Source organism: Vibrio ziniensis (assembly GCF_011064285.1).
Lineage (GTDB): Bacteria > Pseudomonadota > Gammaproteobacteria > Enterobacterales > Vibrionaceae > Vibrio > Vibrio ziniensis.
On the sequence record NZ_CP049331.1, the window covers coordinates 2,580,224 to 2,598,589 of the forward strand.

General features: G+C 44.2%; 15 protein-coding genes. 7 read left to right on the top strand and 8 right to left on the bottom strand.

The window, feature by feature from the left end; all coding sequences use genetic code 11:
• The first annotated feature begins 2 nt into the window (after nt 1–2).
• From G5S32_RS11850 to G5S32_RS11875, 6 genes are all read left to right on the top strand, one after another.
• A complete protein-coding gene (locus G5S32_RS11850; protein WP_165312203.1) occupies nt 3–1,415 on the top strand; it encodes an FAD-dependent oxidoreductase in 1,413 nt (470 codons plus the stop codon).
• Nucleotides 1,416–1,609: 194 nt separating this feature from the next.
• Entirely contained in the window at nt 1,610–1,975 is a 366-nt protein-coding gene (locus G5S32_RS11855) for a DUF1499 domain-containing protein (protein WP_165312204.1), read from the top strand.
• A 123-nt stretch (nt 1,976–2,098) separates the two neighbouring features.
• Complete coding sequence (mtnN, locus tag G5S32_RS11860; RefSeq protein ID WP_165312205.1) at nt 2,099–2,809, top strand: 5'-methylthioadenosine/S-adenosylhomocysteine nucleosidase; 711 nt, start codon at nt 2,099–2,101, stop codon at nt 2,807–2,809.
• A 13-nt stretch (nt 2,810–2,822) separates the two neighbouring features.
• Nucleotides 2,823–3,776 carry a cobalamin biosynthesis family protein gene (locus G5S32_RS11865; protein WP_165312206.1) on the top strand — a complete coding sequence of 318 codons (954 nt, stop codon included), beginning with the start codon at nt 2,823–2,825 and terminating at the stop codon, nt 3,774–3,776.
• Nucleotides 3,777–4,601: a vitamin B12 ABC transporter substrate-binding protein BtuF gene (gene btuF, locus G5S32_RS11870; RefSeq protein ID WP_165312207.1), complete on the top strand. Its 825-nt coding sequence runs from the start codon at nt 3,777–3,779 to the stop codon at nt 4,599–4,601.
• A 65-nt stretch (nt 4,602–4,666) separates the two neighbouring features.
• A complete protein-coding gene (locus tag G5S32_RS11875) occupies nt 4,667–5,287 on the top strand; it encodes a TRIC cation channel family protein (protein ID WP_165312208.1) in 621 nt (206 codons plus the stop codon).
• Here G5S32_RS11875 and G5S32_RS11880 read toward each other — a convergent pair.
• The 6 genes from G5S32_RS11880 to secA all read right to left on the bottom strand — a co-directional run bounded on the left by G5S32_RS11880 (nt 5,276) and on the right by secA (nt 15,228).
• Entirely contained in the window at nt 5,276–6,058 is a 783-nt protein-coding gene (locus G5S32_RS11880; RefSeq protein WP_165312209.1) for a TSUP family transporter, read from the bottom strand. The two genes, G5S32_RS11875 and G5S32_RS11880, sit on opposite strands and share 12 nt — an antisense overlap.
• Nucleotides 6,059–6,212: 154 nt before the next feature.
• Nucleotides 6,213–9,443: a carbamoyl-phosphate synthase large subunit gene (gene carB, locus G5S32_RS11885; RefSeq protein WP_165312210.1), complete on the bottom strand. Its 3,231-nt coding sequence runs from the start codon at nt 9,441–9,443 to the stop codon at nt 6,213–6,215.
• Between the two features lie 15 nt (nt 9,444–9,458).
• On the bottom strand, nt 9,459–10,598 hold the full coding sequence (gene carA / locus G5S32_RS11890; RefSeq protein WP_165312211.1) for a glutamine-hydrolyzing carbamoyl-phosphate synthase small subunit: 1,140 nt from the start codon (nt 10,596–10,598) through the stop codon (nt 9,459–9,461).
• Between the two features lie 481 nt (nt 10,599–11,079).
• Nucleotides 11,080–11,889 (bottom strand): 4-hydroxy-tetrahydrodipicolinate reductase, encoded by an 810-nt coding sequence (gene dapB, locus G5S32_RS11895; RefSeq protein WP_165312212.1) that lies wholly within the window; start codon nt 11,887–11,889, stop codon nt 11,080–11,082.
• An 81-nt stretch (nt 11,890–11,970) separates the two neighbouring features.
• Nucleotides 11,971–12,369 carry an 8-oxo-dGTP diphosphatase MutT gene (gene mutT, locus G5S32_RS11900; RefSeq protein ID WP_165312213.1) on the bottom strand — a complete coding sequence of 133 codons (399 nt, stop codon included), beginning with the start codon at nt 12,367–12,369 and terminating at the stop codon, nt 11,971–11,973.
• 168 nt (nt 12,370–12,537) lie between these two features.
• Nucleotides 12,538–15,228, bottom strand: a complete 2,691-nt coding sequence (gene secA / locus G5S32_RS11905; protein ID WP_165312214.1) for a preprotein translocase subunit SecA — start codon at nt 15,226–15,228, stop codon at nt 12,538–12,540.
• Between the two features lie 342 nt (nt 15,229–15,570).
• Between secA and G5S32_RS11910 the strand changes: the two genes are divergently transcribed.
• Complete coding sequence (locus tag G5S32_RS11910; RefSeq protein ID WP_165312215.1) at nt 15,571–16,029, top strand: DUF721 domain-containing protein; 459 nt, start codon at nt 15,571–15,573, stop codon at nt 16,027–16,029.
• Between the two features lie 88 nt (nt 16,030–16,117).
• On the opposite strand, the gene lpxC is transcribed toward G5S32_RS11910, so the two are convergent.
• Nucleotides 16,118–17,035 (bottom strand): UDP-3-O-acyl-N-acetylglucosamine deacetylase, encoded by a 918-nt coding sequence (gene lpxC, locus G5S32_RS11915; RefSeq protein ID WP_165312216.1) that lies wholly within the window; start codon nt 17,033–17,035, stop codon nt 16,118–16,120.
• Between the two features lie 97 nt (nt 17,036–17,132).
• Complete coding sequence (ftsZ, locus tag G5S32_RS11920) at nt 17,133–18,347, bottom strand: cell division protein FtsZ (RefSeq protein ID WP_165312217.1); 1,215 nt, start codon at nt 18,345–18,347, stop codon at nt 17,133–17,135.
• Between the last annotated feature and the right edge of the window lie 19 nt (nt 18,348–18,366).

Below are 18,366 nucleotides of genomic sequence, written 5' to 3' on the forward strand. Positions count from 1 at the left end.
TTATGAGCCAGAACGTATACCAATTTATTGATGTTAACCGTGTTGATCCGGCAAAGAAGCCACTCAACATCCGTAAAATTGAATTCGTAGAAATTTACGAACCTTTCACTAAGCAGCAGGCAACAGCGCAAGCTGACCGCTGCTTGGATTGCGGTAACCCATACTGTGAGTGGAAATGTCCTGTTCACAACTACATTCCACAATGGCTGAAACTTGCCAATGAAGGTCGCATTATGGAAGCCGCTGACCTTGCACACCAAACCAATAGCTTGCCTGAAGTGTGTGGTCGCGTGTGTCCGCAAGACCGTCTATGTGAAGGTTCATGTACTCTGAATGCGGATTTCGGCGCAGTAACCATAGGTAATATTGAAAAATACATTACCGATACTGCATTTGAAATGGGCTGGAAACCTGACATGTCTCACGTTGAGTGGACGGATAAAAAAGTTGCCATTATCGGTGCAGGCCCTGCTGGACTTGCCGCTGCTGATATTTTGGTTCGTAACGGCGTTAAACCTGTAGTGTTTGACCGTTACCCTGAAATTGGTGGCTTGCTGACTTTCGGTATCCCTTCTTTCAAACTTGAAAAAGGGGTGATGGAAAACCGTCGTCGCGTATTCACTGAAATGGGTGTTGAGTTCCGCTTGAATGTAGAAGTCGGTAAAGATGTTCAGCTACAAGATCTGATCAACGAATACGATGCGGTGTTCCTTGGCGTTGGTACTTACAAATACATGCGTGCGGGTTTACAAAATGAAGATGCACAAGGCGTATTTGACGCATTGCCGTTCTTAATTTCAAACACTTACAAAGTGATGAACTTAGAAAGCACCGACCCATTTATCGACATGCAAGGTAAGAAAGTCGTGGTTCTGGGTGGTGGTGATACAGCGATGGACTGTGTACGCACTTCAGTTCGTCAAAATGCTTCACGTGTTATCTGTGCCTACCGTCGTGATGAAGAGAACATGCCTGGCTCACGCCGCGAAGTGAAAAATGCCAAAGAAGAAGGTGTGGAATTTATGTTCAACCTTCAACCTCTTGGCATTGAAGTAGACGCGTCAGGCAAAGTAACCGGTGTAAAAGTGGTTCAGACCGCTTTAGGTGAGCCAGATGATGCAGGTCGTCGACGTCCAGAGCCAGTTGCAGGTAGTGAACATGTACTAGAAGCAGATGCAGTTATCATGGCGTTTGGTTTCCAACCTCATCAAATGAGCTGGTTAGAGCCACACGGCGTAGAATTGGATCAATGGGGTCGAATCAAAGCCCCTTCAGAACAATCATTTAAGTTCCAAACCACCAATGAGAAGATCTTTGCTGGCGGCGATGCCGTGCGAGGCTCAGATCTGGTGGTCACAGCAATCGATGAAGGTCGTAAAGCCGCTGATGGCATTCTAGATTACTTGGGTGTTTGAATCATCTTATGTACTGAAAAAGAGGATCCGTCTCAACACGGATCCTTTTTTATTTATATAATTGCAAATTATTTTTTAGTAGTGATTGATAGATAGCTTAGGGCTGATAACAACAGGTTTTGCAAATGTATAAGGTTCCACTTCTTATTTTTTCAACGGTGCTGCTCAGTGCTTGTAGCAAAGGAAATCCTCCTATGGTTGATCGTACAAATACACCATGCGGTACTAAACCCAACTGTGTTTCGACTATTGAAACACGAGAAAAATATAGCCTTGCTCCTTTTATACTCCGCTCAGGAGTTACGCTGGAGCAAGTGGAACGTGTTGCTTTGACTCTTTCTGGCGCTCAAACCGCAGAGAAAACTGATGACTATCTACGCATTGAATGCACCTCTCGCATCATGCGCTTTGTCGATGACTTAGAACTAAAAATTGAAGATGACCATTTGCTGGTTCGTTCTGAATCTCGAGTCGGTTATAGCGATTTTGGGGTCAACCGCCGCAGAGCAGCAGAACTAAGAGAAAAGCTCAATCTTGCTGGATTAATATTCGAACCATAAGAGCTCTTTTCCAGTCACTTGCTTACGAGCGATAAGATAAGCAGCCGAATCTCGATAAATTGTCTAATCTCATGATAAACTTCAGGCTATTTTTCAATTAACAACTTATAAAAGAGATACCTCATGAAAATTGGCATCATCGGTGCGATGCAACAAGAAGTCGCTATTCTAAAAGACGCTCTTGAGCAATGTCAGGAAGTCAGCAAAGGTGGCTGTACTTATTACTCAGGTAAAATCCACGGCGTTGATGTCGTTCTGCTTCAGTCAGGTATCGGTAAAGTAGCAGCCGCAATAGGTACAACGATTCTTCTAGATGAATACCAACCTGACGTTGTTATCAACACAGGTTCTGCGGGTGGTTTTGATTCTAGTTTAACTATGGGCGATGTTGTTATCTCAACGGAAGTTCGTCATCACGATGCGGATGTGACAGCATTTGGCTATGAAATGGGTCAAATGGCAGGTCAGCCTGCAGCATTTTCGGCAGACGAGAAACTGATGGCTGTCGCAGAGAAGGCTCTTGAAGCTATCTCTAACGAAACGAACACTGACAAACACGCAGTACGCGGTTTGATTTGTACTGGTGATGCGTTCGTTTGTACCGCTGAACGCCAAGACTTTATCCGCAAACACTTCCCTTCTGTTATCGCGGTTGAAATGGAAGCGTCAGCGATTGCCCAAACTTGTCACCAGTTCCAAGTACCATTCGTTGTGGTTCGTGCAATCTCTGATGTTGCAGATAAAGAATCACCAATGTCATTCGATGAGTTCCTACCGCTAGCGGCACAAAGCTCATCTGAGATGGTGTTAAAAATGGTTGAGTTGCTAAAGTAAGCCACTCATCTTGATGAACGATTTTATTACGACCGTTTATGCTGAAGGTGCGCTCCTCATTATGTGGGGCGCACTTTTGTTGCATTACATCTTACCAATTCCAAGAGCTGCACATCCTGCTATTTTATGGCACAAGTTTGCCGAAATTCTTGCCAATAAAGTCAACACCAACAGCAATTATTCACAAAGCATCATTTCAGGCACATTGGCTTGGTTGTTGATGATCATCCCGGCGCTACTGTTTTGCATTGCTTTAAAACCTCTCGTTTGGCAACCCCAACTGTATGAATTAGCACTTTTGATTCTGGCTTTAGACTGGCGCAATAATGGTCAGCTCGCCAACAAGTTGGGTAAAGCGTTAGCCAGAGAGGATAAAGCTCGCGCTCGTAAACTTCTTGAACCTTTTGTGAACAGAGAGACTAACACCTTATCTAGCGTAGGGTTAGGCAAAGCAGGTGCGGAAACCATTATTATGGGGTTTGGACGCAACGTTGTGGTTGTGCTTTTCTGGTATGCTCTATTAGGTGCTACGGGCGCATTTATCTATCGATTAATGGCAGAACTTGCGCGAGCTTGGTCGCCTTCACGCTCACAATTCAATCCTTTTGGTCTGCCTATTGTTCGCGCCATCGCAGTGCTCGAATTTCTTCCTCTAAGGCTATTTAGCCTTATGATTACATTAGGTAACAACTCAGGCAAAGCCCTGCAAGCCATTAAGACCCAGAGCCGTTCATGGCCACTACCAGGCCCTAGCTGGTTACTGTGCTCAATCGGAGGAAAGCTTGAACTTGCTTTAGGTGGTCCAGCTATCTACGGCGAACAGAAAGTGCTGCGAGCGAAAATTGGTGGACGTATCGTTCCATCAGCGCTTCACCTATCTCAGATACACAGTTTACTTGCTTGGCGACTCTTTCTCTGGATACTTATTGAAAGCCTGCTACTTGTCGCCATCTATAAAGGAATATAAATGCGTTTTTGGTCACTCGCCTTCACTGCTCTATTACTTTCCACACCTACTCACGCTGAACCTTCGATTAAACGCATTATTAGCCTTGCGCCACATGCCACTGAACTGGCATTTGCAGCCGGTTTAGGGGATAAACTTGTTGGCGTAACGGATTACAGCGACTACCCGGAAGAAGCGAAAAACATTGAGAAGGTGGCAAACTACCAAGGCGTGAAGTTAGAACGAATTATGGCGCTCAAACCAGACCTGATTATTGCTTGGCCGAAGGGAAACCCTGCCAAAGAAATCGCTAAACTCAAGCAGCTCGGTTTTAAATTCTTTGATTCTCAAGTCAATACGCTCGACGATATTGCTACCAATATTGAAAAACTCAGCCAGTACGCAGATGACCCACAACAAGGTAAGCGAGCCGCAAAAGAATTTCGTGAGCGCCTAGCTCAGCTGAAATCACAATACTCACAGGCTACACCAGTACGTTACTTCTATCAGCTCAGTGAAAAGCCAATCATCACCTTGGCTCAAGACAGTTGGCCAAGTGAAGTTTTTCGGTTCTGTGGCGGAGAAAACATCTTTGAACACAGTGCGACACCCTACCCTCAAGTGGGCATAGAGCAAGTGCTGGTCGCCCAACCAGATGTCATCTTCACCTCTGAACATGCTATTGCGAACGGCAACATGTGGCTTGCCTGGAAAGATCAAATTCCTGCGGTACAGCAAGGCCATGTTTGGGCATTAAATTCAGACTGGATTAATCGCTCAACGCCAAGAACACTAAACGCAATTGAAGAAGTATGTGACTACTTTGATAAAGTAAGAAACGATTAACAGCACGTAAAAAAAGTCTTACAATCCACCACCTTTCGATAACCCTTTTTGGTAGCAGATAACAATTGGATACCTCACTACTTTATTTAATCGATATGTTTGGTACGGCTATTTTCGCAATTTCTGGCGTATTACTAGCTGGTCGTTTAAAAATGGATCCTTTCGGCGTCACAGTCTTGGCAAGTGTTACGGCTATCGGTGGCGGTACGATCCGCGATATGGCGCTCGGTGCTACACCTGTATTCTGGATAAAAGATACCACTTATATCTGGGTAATCATCGTTACCTGCATTTTAACTATGGCGCTGGTACGCCGCCCAAAGCGCATCCCTTGGTGGGTTCTGCCTGTTTGTGATGCTGTCGGTCTGGCTTTCTTCGTGGGTATCGGTGTTGAAAAAGCATTGATGTATCAAGATTCAGCCATAATCGCGATTATAATGGGTGTGATCACCGGCTGTGGCGGAGGCATTATCCGCGACGTATTAGCGAGAGAAATTCCAATGGTGTTGCGCAGTGAAGTCTACGCAACAGCATGTATTGTGGGTGGTGTATTCCATACCACAGCATTAGCTATGGGGTATGACAACTCGGTCGCTCTACTTTCAGGTGTCGCATCAACGCTGATCATTCGTCTTGGTGCTATTCGTTGGCATTTATCACTGCCCACTTTTGCTCTAACCAAATAAGCTCATAAACCACTGCGAGTGTTGTTGCCACAACAGTTTTGTTGCCATCAACATCGACATCAGAATAACTAAAGGTCGAATCCACTTTTGGCCTTTAGTGATTACCACTTTCGCACCTAAGCGAGCCCCGAAAAACTGCCCACACGCCATCACCAAGCCCAATTTCCAGATAGGTAAACCTGCAATCACGAAAAACAGTAACGCAGCAATGTTTGACGTGAAATTAAGGATTTTCGTTCGCGCTGTTGCATCCACTAACGAAAAGTGCCCAAGAACGACGAAGCAGACAGTAAAGATTGATCCCGTACCCGGACCAAAAAATCCATCGTAGAATCCTACGCAGCTACCGACACTAAAAGCAAATGCCGATTCTGACAGCGGCCTTTTACCTGAATCAGCCTTGGTTTGCCGAGCAAACAGAAAATAGAGAGAGATACCAACCAATAACAAAGGTATCAAACTGGTCAGTAGAGAAGCATCAAACTGCTGTACTAACTCTGCCCCAATTGCTGCACCAATAAAGGTACACAAAATAGCAAGACGCATTTCCTTGAGATTCACAATGCCACGGCGGACAAAGTACAAACTGGCAGAGAAACTACCGAATGAGCTTTGTAATTTGTTGGTGGCTAGAGCTTGTGTGGGAGGTACGCCTGCGGCTAATAATGCTGGTAATGTTAAGAGACCACCGCCACCAGCCATGGCGTCAATAAAACCTGCTGCACCTGCGACAAAAAACAGGATCGCCAGCACTTCGAATGAAACTTCCATGATTTTCCAAAACTACGACATCGAACAATCAAATTAACACCAAGTTACTGTTTGAGATAGCGAAATCATAGCGAGAAGTAATAAAAAAGCCCGCTCAAATGAGCGGGCAATGAGGTTGTCAGATAAACCTTAAGGTTTATCGATTTATTATCTCTTACGCTAGACTAGCTTTTACTTTAGCGTGAAGTTCTTGTACTGAAGTTACCGTCGCTTTTGCATCAGCAGTATGAGACATACAGGTTGCAAACGCTGCATTTAGCGTTGTTGTGTAGTTCACTTTCTGAGCCAAAGCACCACGACGTAACAATTTAGAATCTTCAATCGCTTGACGACCTGACGCTGTATTCACGATGTAGGTGTATTCATTGTTCTTGATGCGGTCCAAAATGTGTGGACGACCTTCATGAACTTTGTTTACCAAACGTGGGTTGATACCTGCTTCACCCAGAATGACAGCTGTACCGTGCGTTGCATCCAATTGGTAGCCTAGTTTCACTAGCTTAGAAGCCAGGTCAACAACACGCTCTTTATCGCCTTCACGAACAGAAAGCAGTGCGCGGCCTTCTTTAGGATATACAGCGCCACAACCTAATTCTGCTTTAGCGTATGCTTCAGCGAATGTTGCACCAACACCCATCACCTCACCAGTAGAGCGCATTTCTGGGCCTAACAGTGGGTCAACACCTGGGAATTTGTTGAACGGTAGTACCACTTCTTTCACTGAGTAGTAAGGAGGAATAATCTCTTTAGTGAAGCCTTGTTGCTCCAGAGACTGACCCGCCATTACACGTGCAGCGATTTTCGCTAATGGTGCACCCGTTGCTTTAGATACGAATGGTACTGTACGTGCAGCACGTGGGTTTACTTCGATGATGTAAACTTCGTTATCTTTAACCGCAAACTGGGTATTCATCAGACCACGTACACCAAGTTCGAAAGCCAGTTTCTCAACTTGTTCACGCATCTTGTCCTGAATTTCTTTGCTTAGCGTGTATGCTGGCAGTGAACATGCTGAGTCACCTGAGTGAACACCTGCTTGTTCAATATGTTCCATGATACCGCCGATAACCACGCGCTCGCCGTCACAGATAGCGTCAACATCCACTTCAGTTGCATCGTCTAGGAAACGGTCAAGTAGAACTGGAGACTCGTTTGATACGCTTACCGCTTCGTTGAAGTAACGACGTAGGTCTTGCTCGTCGTATACGATTTCCATCGCACGACCACCTAGTACGTACGAAGGACGTACAACTAGCGGGAAACCGATATCTTTCGACTTCTCAATCGCTTGTTCCATTGTCGTTACTGTTGCGTTTTGAGGCTGTAGTAAACCTAAACGTTCAACAGCAGCTTGGAAGCGTTCACGGTCTTCCGCACGGTCGATAGCATCTGGGCTAGTACCGATAATTGGCACACCCGCAGCTTCTAGAGCACGAGCCAGTTTCAGCGGAGTTTGACCACCGTACTGCACGATAACGCCTTTTGGCTTTTCAACACGTACGATTGCTAGTACGTCTTCCAGTGTTACTGGTTCGAAGTACAGACGGTCTGAAGTGTCGTAGTCTGTAGAAACTGTCTCAGGGTTACAGTTAACCATGATAGTTTCGTAGCCATCTTCGCGTAGTGCTAGAGATGCGTGTACACAACAGTAGTCAAATTCAATACCTTGACCGATACGGTTTGGACCGCCGCCAAGAACCATGATCTTGTCTTTATCTGTTGGGTTCGCTTCACACTCGTCATCGTAAGATGAGTACATGTAAGCAGTATCTGAAGCAAATTCAGCCGCACAAGTATCTACACGCTTGTAAACAGGGTGGATATTGTACTGGTCACGTAGACGACGAATTTCGCTTTCAGCAACACCTAGTAGCTTAGACAGACGTGCATCAGAGAAGCCTTTGCGCTTCATCTTCTTCAGAACATCTTGAGTCAGGCCAGCAAAACCGCCCGCTTTCACTTCAGCTTCCAGTTTCACTAGTTCTTCAATTTGAACTAGGAACCAACGGTCAACGTTTGTCAGATTGAATACACCATCAACAGACATACCTGCACGGAATGCGTCAGCAATGTACCAAATACGCTCTGCGCCAGCTTCTTTCAATTCGTAACGAATCTTCGTTAATGCATCTGGAGCATCTAGGTCAACCATCTCATCAAGACCGTTCGCGCCTACTTCAAGGCCACGAAGTGCTTTTTGTAGAGATTCTTGTTGGTTACGACCGATTGCCATAACTTCACCAACAGACTTCATCTGAGTAGTCAGACGGTCATTTGCACCAGCAAATTTCTCGAAGTTAAAGCGAGGAATCTTAGTCACTACATAGTCGATAGTAGGTTCGAACGATGCTGGTGTTGCACCGCCAGTGATGTCGTTCATTAGCTCATCTAGAGTGAAGCCAACTGCCAGTTTCGCTGCAATTTTCGCAATTGGGAAACCTGTTGCTTTAGAAGCTAGAGCAGAAGAACGAGATACACGTGGGTTCATCTCGATGATAACCATACGGCCATCTTTCGGGTTGATACCAAACTGAACGTTTGAACCACCAGTCTCTACACCGATTTCACGCAGTACCGCTAGAGAAGCGTTACGCATGATTTGGTACTCTTTGTCAGTCAAAGTCTGAGCAGGAGCAACAGTGATTGAGTCACCGGTGTGGATACCCATTGGGTCGAAGTTTTCAATCGCACAAACGATGATACAGTTGTCGTTCTTATCACGAACAACTTCCATCTCGTACTCTTTCCAACCGATTAGAGATTCATCGATAAGCAGTTCGTTGGTTGGAGATAGATCCAGACCACGAGTACAGATTTCTTCGAATTCTTCTTTGTTATAAGCGATACCACCACCAGTACCACCCATAGTAAATGACGGACGAATGATACATGGGAAACCAACCATATCTAGAACACGGTAAGCTTCTTCCATTGTTTTTGCAGTATCAGCACGCGGACATTCAAGACCGATAGACTTCATTGCTTTATCAAAGCGAGAACGGTCTTCTGCTTTGTCGATTGCGTCAGCAGTCGCACCAATCATCTCTACGCCGAACTCTTTTAGTACACCGTTAGCTTCTAGAGCTAGTGCACAGTTCAGTGCCGTTTGACCACCCATTGTTGGAAGAATCGCATCTGGGCGTTCTTTCTCGATGATCTTACGTACAACTTCCCAGTGAATTGGCTCGATGTATGTTGCATCTGCCATTTCTGGGTCAGTCATGATTGTTGCTGGGTTTGAGTTCACAAGGATAACTCGGTAACCCTCTTCACGTAGCGCTTTACACGCTTGAGCACCAGAGTAGTCAAACTCACAAGCCTGACCGATAACAATTGGACCTGCACCTAAAATAAGAATGCTCTGAATGTCAGTACGTTTTGGCATTATCTACTACTCCAATTAAGCGCGGTGTTGTTTAATCAATTCAATGAAGTGGTCAAATAGCGGTGCAGCATCGTGCGGACCAGGACTTGCTTCAGGGTGACCTTGGAAGCTAAATGCTGGCTTATCCGTACGGTGGATACCTTGTAGAGAACCGTCAAATAATGACTTGTGCGTTGCACGTAGGTTCTCTGGTAGCGTTGCTTCGTCCGCAGCAAAACCGTGGTTTTGAGAAGTAATCATTACCACACCACGATCAAGGTCTTTAACTGGGTGGTTCGCACCGTGGTGGCCAAACTTCATTTTTACAGTCTGAGCACCAGAAGCTAGTGCAAGGATTTGGTGGCCTAAACAGATACCAAACACAGGTAGACTTTTCTCAAGGAAAGTTTTTGTCGCTTCGATTGCGTAAGTACAAGGTGCTGGGTCACCAGGGCCATTTGATAGGAACACGCCATCTGGATTCATCGCCAGAACTTCTTCAGCAGAAGTTTCTGCAGGAACAACTGTTAAACGACAACCACGGTCAACCAACATACGCAGAATGTTGCGTTTCGCACCAAAATCGTAAGCTACTACGTGGTACGGTAGCTCAATATCATTTTTAGGTTCAGGTAGACCACCTTCCAGTGTCCATGAACCTTGTTTCCATTCGTACGCTTCTTTGGTCGTTACCACTTTCGCTAAATCCATACCTTTAAGGCCTGGGAATTCTTTAGCTTTTACCAACGCTAATGCTTCATCTAGGTTATCGCCCGCCATGATGCAACCGTTCTGAGCACCTTTCTCACGTAAAATGCGCGTTAGTTTACGCGTATCGATATCAGCAATACCGACGATATTTTGTGATTTAAGGTAATCAGAAAGAGATTGTTCACTACGGAAGTTAGAAGCGATAAGAGGAAGATCGCGGATCACAAGGCCTTGTGCATGAATTGAAGAAGATTCTTCATCTTCGGTATTAGTACCGGTATTGCCAATGTGAGGATAAGTTAGTGTAACAATTTGTTGAGAATAGGAAGGATCAGTGAGGATTTCTTGGTACCCCGTCATCGAGGTATTAAAAACAACTTCACCAACGGATGAACCATCTGCCCCAATGGACACTCCGCGGAACACTGTCCCATCTTCTAGGACTAACAGTGCTGATTTACTCAAGACAACCTCCAGAATAAAAATGCATAAAATATAAATTAAATTGCAAATTTGCCTTCCTGTTAGCGTGAAAATCATGCTCTAGGGTAATTTTGACAAATTGGCGGTATTTTAGAGATCACTGTGACCCATGTCAACGTTAGCAGGGAAATTAAATTTAAATTTATTACCTTAGAGCTAAAAAATCGACCTAACCCATCAAAAGTGCATGTTTTAAGCATTTAAAAGTAATATTTATGAGGTTTTGTTTTTCAAACAGCAAAAAATAGTTTGTTAACAATTGAAATCAGCGCAAAAAAAATAAGCAAACGTTAATCTTATTTTTTAATTGTCAAAAATGAAGGTAAAACAGAGAAATTAACCTAAACAAGACAAAATCACTTAAAAAGTTAAGGAATAACTCGATTTATAGGAAAGATAAAATTAATAGAAAATGTTAGATAATTTGTTATGCGCCAAGCGAACCTGGCGCATAATTATGTAATTACAGTTCGTTCAAACCTAGTACATCAGTCATGCTATAAAAGCCTGTTGATTTTTGATTCAACCAAACCGCCGCACGAATAGCACCATTGGCAAATGTCATACGGTCTGTTGCTTTATGAGTGATCTCTACACGTTCACCAATGTCTGCAAACATAGCTGTATGCTCACCAACGATGTCACCAGCACGAATGGTTGCAAAACCAATCTCATTACGAGTACGTTCACCAGTGATGCCTTCACGTGCATATACAGCAACATCATTAAGTTTGTTACCCATAGCACTGGCAATCGCTTCCCCCATACCAATAGCAGTTCCCGATGGAGCATCAACTTTGTGACGGTGATGCGCTTCGATAATTTCGATATCGCAGTAATCTCCCATCACTTTCGCAGCCTTTTCTAGCAGCTTAAATACTAGGTTAACACCAACACTGTAGTTTGGAGCCATAACAATTGGGATAACCTTAGCGGCTTCATCAATAAGCTTACGCTCTTGCTCGGTAAAACCCGTTGTGCCGATAACCAGCTTCTTACCGTATTTCTTACACAGTTCGATGTTCGCCAGAGTGCTCGCTGGAGCAGTGAAGTCAACGATGACATCAAAGCTATCTACCGCTAACTCCAAGTTATCAACTAACGCGACGTCAAATCGACCAACACCACATAACTCACCGATATCAACACCCACAAGAGAAGACTCAGGGCGCTCAGACCCTGCACCAACTGTTGATTCTGAATTATGATGTGCTGCTTTGACCAGATTGCGGCCCATACGCCCAGCTGCGCCTGCAATTGCAATTCTTACCATTGCAAAATTCTCCATTTACTCGTGACTATCCTACGACTTACGCTTTTTAAACTACCAACTATCGAAGTTGATAGCTAGCACTTACGAAAACTCTTTAATCACTCGCTCAAGGATTGGCACATTTGCTTCTGGAAATTGGTAGTTTGCTAGTGCTGCAATGTCTACCCAAAGCCCATCCTGACCTTCTTTACCATAAGGTTCATTGTTGAAATGACTGATGACGATAAAATCAAATTTCAGAGACTTCTCTGGATAATCATATTCCAGATGTTCAAACAAATGCTGCTCAGTCACTTCAATGCCAATTTCCTCTTCTAGCTCTCGAGCCATTGCCTGCGAAACAGATTCCCCCTCTTCTACTTTGCCACCTGGAAATTCCCAGAATCCACCTTTGTGCAAATTGTCAGGACGCTTAGTAATGAAAATCTGCGACTTATCTTCATTAAAGATAATACCCGCCACAATATGAATTCGTTTCATCTGTCTTCCCTTGTTTTTCTTTACTCAAAAAAAGAGCCGCCTAAGCGACTCTCTTATAATTAATAATGTTTATGCTAAGTTGTAACAGTCTAGAACAAGGAGATGGCACGGAGTTTACGCTAGTAAATGAGTACCATCGACGCTGTTATCGACTGTTACAACGCCGCATCAGATCTTTCCGTGGCACTGTTTGTACTTCTTGCCTGAACCACATGGGCAAGGCTCATTACGCCCCACCTTACGCTCTGCTGATGCATCGCTTCCGCTGGTATCACTACCTTCGTGCTGAGCTTGGCTCATACGTGCAGCCTGTTCAGCTTGAGCACGGCGCTGTGCTTCCATACGTTCAACTTCTTCTTGTTGTTGAACACGTACTTTAGAAAGAATAGCGATCACGTCTGATTTTAATGACTCTAGAAGTTCTTCAAACAGTTCAAACGATTCGCGCTTGTACTCTTGTTTAGGGTTCTTCTGAGCATAACCACGTAGGTGGATCCCTTGACGCAAGTGATCCATCGCTGCAAGGTGTTCTTTCCAAAGCGTATCCAGAGTCTGTAACATTACAGATTTCTCAAAGTTACGCATTACAGAAGCACCAACCACTTCTTCTTTATTCTTATAAACCGTTACCGAGTTTTCTAGAATACGTTCACGAAGTGCTTCTTCATACAGCTTGTCATCTTCATCTAACCAAGACTGGATAGGAAGCTCAAGGTCGAAATCATGCTTCAAGCGATCTGTAAGGCCTGCGATATCCCACATGTCATCAAGTGATTGTGGCGGGATATACTGATCGATCAAAGCTGTTATTACATCAACGCGGTTTTGTTCGATCATTTCGCTAATATCATCTGAGCTCATTAGCTCGTCACGTAGTTCGTAAACCACACGACGTTGATCGTTAGCCACGTCATCGTATTCTAAAAGCTGCTTACGGATGTCAAAGTTACGACCTTCAACCTTACGTTGAGCTTTTTCGATTGAACGAGAAAGCATCTTAGATTCGATCGCCTCACCTTCTTCCATACCGCTTTGGATCAAGCTGGCCATACGATCAGAAGTGAAAATACGTAGTAATGTATCTTCCATTGACAGATAGAAACGAGATGAACCCGCATCACCTTGACGACCAGAACGACCACGCAACTGGTTATCGATACGACGTGATTCGTGCCGCTCTGTACCAATGATGTGCAGACCACCAGCTTCTAACACTTGATCGTGTACATTACGCCATTCGGCTTTAATCGCACCAATTTGTTCTTGTGTTGGATTATCTAGTGACTCAACTTGCATCTGCCAGCTACCACCAAGCACAATGTCCGTACCACGACCGGCCATGTTAGTTGCGATAGTTACGGCACCAGGTTTACCTGCTTCAGCAACGATTTCTGCTTCTTTTTCATGGAACTTCGCGTTTAGTACGCTGTGTTTGATCTTCGCTTTCTTCAGCGCATTAGATAGGAGTTCAGATTTTTCAATCGATACCGTACCAACCAGTACTGGCTGACCTTTCTCAACACACTTCTTAATCTCTTCTATAATCGCCGCGAATTTTTCCGCTTCTGTACGGTACACCATATCCGGCATATCGTTACGAATCATAGGTTTGTTAGTTGGAATAACCACAGTTTCCAAACCATAGATTTGTTGGAATTCGAACGCTTCAGTATCTGCTGTACCTGTCATACCTGACAGTTTTTCGTATAAACGGAAGTAGTTCTGGAAGGTAATCGATGCCAGTGTTTGGTTTTCGTTCTGGATCTTAACACCTTCTTTTGCTTCAACAGCTTGATGCAAACCGTCTGACCAACGACGACCAGGCATAGTACGACCTGTGTGTTCATCGACGATAACAACTTCACCATCATCGGTGACAATGTAGTCGACGTTTTTCTCAAACAAAACGTGAGCACGTAGAGCTGCATTCACATGGTGAAGCAAACTGATATTAGCAGGAGAGTAAAGTGTATCACCCTCTTGCATTAAGCCATTCTTAACTAGAATCTCTTCAACAAATTCTTGACCGTTTTCAGTCAGATACACTTGTTTAGATTTCTCATCTACAGTGTAGTGGCCATCACCACGGTATTCTTCAGAATCTTCTTTATCTTGACGTTGCAAAGATGGAATTAACACGTTAATACGAGTGTATAACTCAGAGCTATCTTCGGCTGGACCAGAGATAATTAACGGTGTACGAGCTTCATCGATAAGAATAGAGTCCACTTCATCGACAACAGCAAAGAAACGTTCGCGTTGCACACGGTCTTCTGGACGGAATGCCATGTTGTCACGCAGGTAGTCGAAACCAAACTCGTTATTTGTTCCGTAAAGAATATCTGCTTTGTAAGCTTCTTTTTTGGCTGGTGGCGACATGTTAGGCACGTTTATGCCAACAGTCAGACCAAGGAATTCGAATAGTGGGCGGTTTGTTTCAGCGTCACGCTTAGCTAGGTAGTCGTTCACGGTAACAATGTGAACGCCTTTACTTGGTAAAGCATTTAAATACGCAGGCAGAGTTGCCGTCAGTGTTTTACCTTCACCTGTGCGCATCTCGGCGATTCGGCCGCCGTTAAGAACCATACCACCGATTAGCTGTACGTCGAAATGACGCATGCCAAACACACGTTTTGAAGCTTCACGGACCGTTGCAAATGCTTCTGGAAGTAATTGGTCTAAGTTTTCACCTTGCTCAAGACGTTGACGGAATTCTACCGTTTTCGCCTTTAGCTCTTCATCGGACAGAGCTTCAAATGCAGGCTCGTAATTATTAATTTCTTTTACAATTTTTCTTAGACGGCGTAGTGTTCGGTCGTTTCGACTACCAACCACTTTTGTCAGTAACTTAGTTATCATTTGTTGTGAATCTCTCTTTGCTTAGATCGTCCGCGATCTCTTAATGCCTTCAGTCTCTACCTGTTTTCAACTAAGGATACTGAGATAAATCATGTATCTTTTGATATTGTGATGATGACGTTTATTTTCAAGACACTAAATTTATTAAGTGGCGCATAGTTTAAGTAATTTTTCGTTCAACAACCAATAACATTAGAGCTTGTTGGCTCTTAGCTTTGCATTTTGTGCACTAAGCCTAATGTTTTACGGTATTTGGAACCCAATAATCTCTGTTTAATCGCTCATTTCAGTCAACAGTAATTCGTTATAGAATATCTCTGAGCTTTACAAGAGGAGTGCGGAATGCGAGATCATCGCCCCACAACGACAGATGAATTGATCGAATCATCTCGGCTGAGTAAGTTACAACAGCACGCCAAAGAGATCATCCAGATCAACCTAATATTGCAAACACTGTTACCTAAAGGAATTGAACCGCATATTAGGGCGGCAAACGTCCGTGGCGGACATTTAGTGCTAGAAGCAGCAAGCGCTTCGATCAAAATGAAAGTGGACTACGATCGGCTAAATATTCTCAATCAGCTGCGAACCCAAGGCTTCGGTAAGCTAATCAGCATTGAAATAAAGATCAATCCAGCGATCTACCGTCCCCAAAAAGGGGCAAGAGAGGATCAAAAAGAGGCAATTCCTCGCCCACCGCTGTCAGAGAATGCCGCCTCGTCTCTATTAATGATCGCACAAAACGCCAATCCAAAAGTTAAACAACGTTTAGAAAACATCGCTAAACTGGCAAAGAAATAGCCGCTAGAAAGTTGTAGCAACTTCCCATTACGGCAGATATAAAAAAAGCCAGACTTAGTCTGGCTTCTTAAAATCTTCAAAAATCGTATTACGCTAAAACCATATTCGGTTCTGCAAACGCTACTGGTGAACCAACTTCCTCTTCGAAAGTTGCCCATTCCCAAGCTTCTTGATCTGCTAACACTTTACGTAGTAATTGGTTATTCAGACCATGACCTGATTTATAAGCGCTAAACTCACCCACAATTGCATGACCACACATGTACAAGTCACCAATAGCATCAAGTACTTTGTGAGTAACGAATTCGTTAGCAAAACGCAGACCTTCTTCGTTCAAGATGCGGTAATCATCCAAAACGATAGCACAGTCAAAACTACCACCTAGACATAGGTTTTGTGACTGTAAGTATTCGATATCACGCATGAACCCGAAAGTACGAGCACGAGAAATCTCTTTGATAAAGCCTTGAGTCGAGAAATCAAACACTAAGTGTTGATCATCACCATCGATTGCTGGGTGATCAAACTCGATTTGGAAATCCATTTTGAAGCCGTTATGTGGACGCATTTCTGCCCACTTATCACCATCTTCAAAGCGAACTGGCTTTTTAATACGGATGAATCGCTTAGCTGCGTTTTGCGTTTCGATACCAGCTTGTTGTAGCAGGTACACGAACGGGCTCGCACTACCATCCATAATTGGAATTTCAGGAGCATCTACTTCGATGATAACGTTATCAACACCCATACCAGCAAGAGCGGCACTTAAGTGCTCAACTGTAGAGATACGAACGCCTTCATCGTTTACTAACGCTGTACATAACATAGTGTCACGTACAGATTCAGGATCAGCTGGGAAATCAACTGGTGGATTTAAGTCAGTACGACGGTAAATAATACCTGTGTTTGCTGCGGCTGGGCGTAGAGTAAGTGTGACTTTACGACCAGAGTGGAGACCCACACCAGTTGTTTTCACTATCTCTTTCAGAGTACGTTGTCTGATCATCTGCTTGCCTCTAATTTAATGCCACAAAGCTCGGTCGGTATTGTTACCGACCGACATATTACCAAAATTATGAACACTGTCAAATTGTGGCGGTATTTTAATCAGCCTGACGACGTAAAAAAGCAGGAATATCAAGATATCCGCTCTCTTTCTCTGGCTTAGGTGCAACATTTTGCCCCGAGCCTGACGTTGAAGAGATGCTTGGCGCCGGCGAAGATTGTACTTTAACTTCTGCTTTTTCATGCAAAGGTTGTGCCGTCTTCTCTTCTACTTTTGCCGCTACTGTTACTTGTTGTACTGCAGTTGGTGAAACTTTCGCTTTACCGCCAGCAACAAGAGTAATATCAGGTTTTCTCTCGTTACCAATACCTGTAGCCACAACAGTTACGCGGATCTCATCTGCCATATCAGGATCTAACGACGTACCGATAACGACAGTCGCATTGTCAGAAGCAAATGCTTTAACAGTGTTACCAACCGTTTCGAATTCATCCAGTCTCATATCAAGACCTGCAGTGATGTTAACCAATACGCCGCGAGCACCTGCAAGATCGATATCCTCAAGTAGAGGGCTTGAAATTGCCATTTCTGCCGCTTCTTCAGCGCGGTCTTCACCTTTAGCAATACCACTACCCATCATAGCGTGGCCCATTTCAGACATCACTGTTCGTACGTCTGCAAAGTCCACGTTAATCATACCTGGGCGAGTGATAAGCTCTGCAATCCCTTGTACTGCATTTTTAAGTACGTCATTCGCGCTAGCAAAGGCTTCAAGTAAAGTGATACCACGACCCAGTACTTTCAACAGTTTTTCATTTGGAATGGTAATTAAAGAGTCAACATGTTTAGAAAGCTCTTCAATTCCTTGCTCAGCAAATGCAAGACGTTTTTTACCTTCGAAGCTAAATGGCTTAGTCACTACAGCAACGGTTAAGATGCCCAGTTCTTTTGCCACTTCAGCAATTACAGGAGCAGCACCAGTACCGGTACCGCCTCCCATACCAGCTGCGATAAACACCATATCGGCGCCAGCGAGCAATTCTTTAATTCTATCTCGGCTTTCTAGAGCTGCATCACGTCCCACTTGAGGGTTAGCACCCGCCCCCAAACCTTTAGTGATATCACCACCGATTTGAATGACGCTGCTTACGCTGGTTTTGCGAAGTGCTTGCGCATCCGTGTTGATACTGATGAATTCCACGCCTTCAATGGACTCACGCACCATATGTTCAACAGCGTTACCACCGCCGCCACCAACTCCAACAACTTTAATTACCGCGTCGTCAGACATTTCCATCATCGGTTCAAACATGTGTTATCTCCGTTTTTCC

Bases quoted from the DNA above. Each gene is read 5' to 3' on its own strand.
- dapB (WP_165312212.1), bottom strand. From the start codon at position 11,889: ATGGTAAGAATTGCAATTGCAGGCGCAGCTGGGCGTATGGGCCGCAAT.
- G5S32_RS11880 (WP_165312209.1), bottom strand. From the start codon at position 6,058: ATGGAAGTTTCATTCGAAGTGCTGGCGATCCTGTTTTTTGTCGCAGGT.
- G5S32_RS11855 (WP_165312204.1), top strand. From the start codon at position 1,610: ATGGTTGATCGTACAAATACACCATGCGGTACTAAACCCAACTGTGTT.
- secA (WP_165312214.1), bottom strand. From the start codon at position 15,228: ATGATAACTAAGTTACTGACAAAAGTGGTTGGTAGTCGAAACGACCGA.
- ftsZ (WP_165312217.1), bottom strand. From the start codon at position 18,347: ATGTTTGAACCGATGATGGAAATGTCTGACGACGCGGTAATTAAAGTT.
- carB (WP_165312210.1), bottom strand. From the start codon at position 9,443: ATGCCAAAACGTACTGACATTCAGAGCATTCTTATTTTAGGTGCAGGT.
- G5S32_RS11850 (WP_165312203.1), top strand. From the start codon at position 3: ATGAGCCAGAACGTATACCAATTTATTGATGTTAACCGTGTTGATCCG.
- mtnN (WP_165312205.1), top strand. From the start codon at position 2,099: ATGAAAATTGGCATCATCGGTGCGATGCAACAAGAAGTCGCTATTCTA.
- mutT (WP_165312213.1), bottom strand. From the start codon at position 12,369: ATGAAACGAATTCATATTGTGGCGGGTATTATCTTTAATGAAGATAAG.
- lpxC (WP_165312216.1), bottom strand. From the start codon at position 17,035: ATGATCAGACAACGTACTCTGAAAGAGATAGTGAAAACAACTGGTGTG.
- G5S32_RS11910 (WP_165312215.1), top strand. From the start codon at position 15,571: ATGCGAGATCATCGCCCCACAACGACAGATGAATTGATCGAATCATCT.
- btuF (WP_165312207.1), top strand. From the start codon at position 3,777: ATGCGTTTTTGGTCACTCGCCTTCACTGCTCTATTACTTTCCACACCT.
- G5S32_RS11865 (WP_165312206.1), top strand. From the start codon at position 2,823: ATGAACGATTTTATTACGACCGTTTATGCTGAAGGTGCGCTCCTCATT.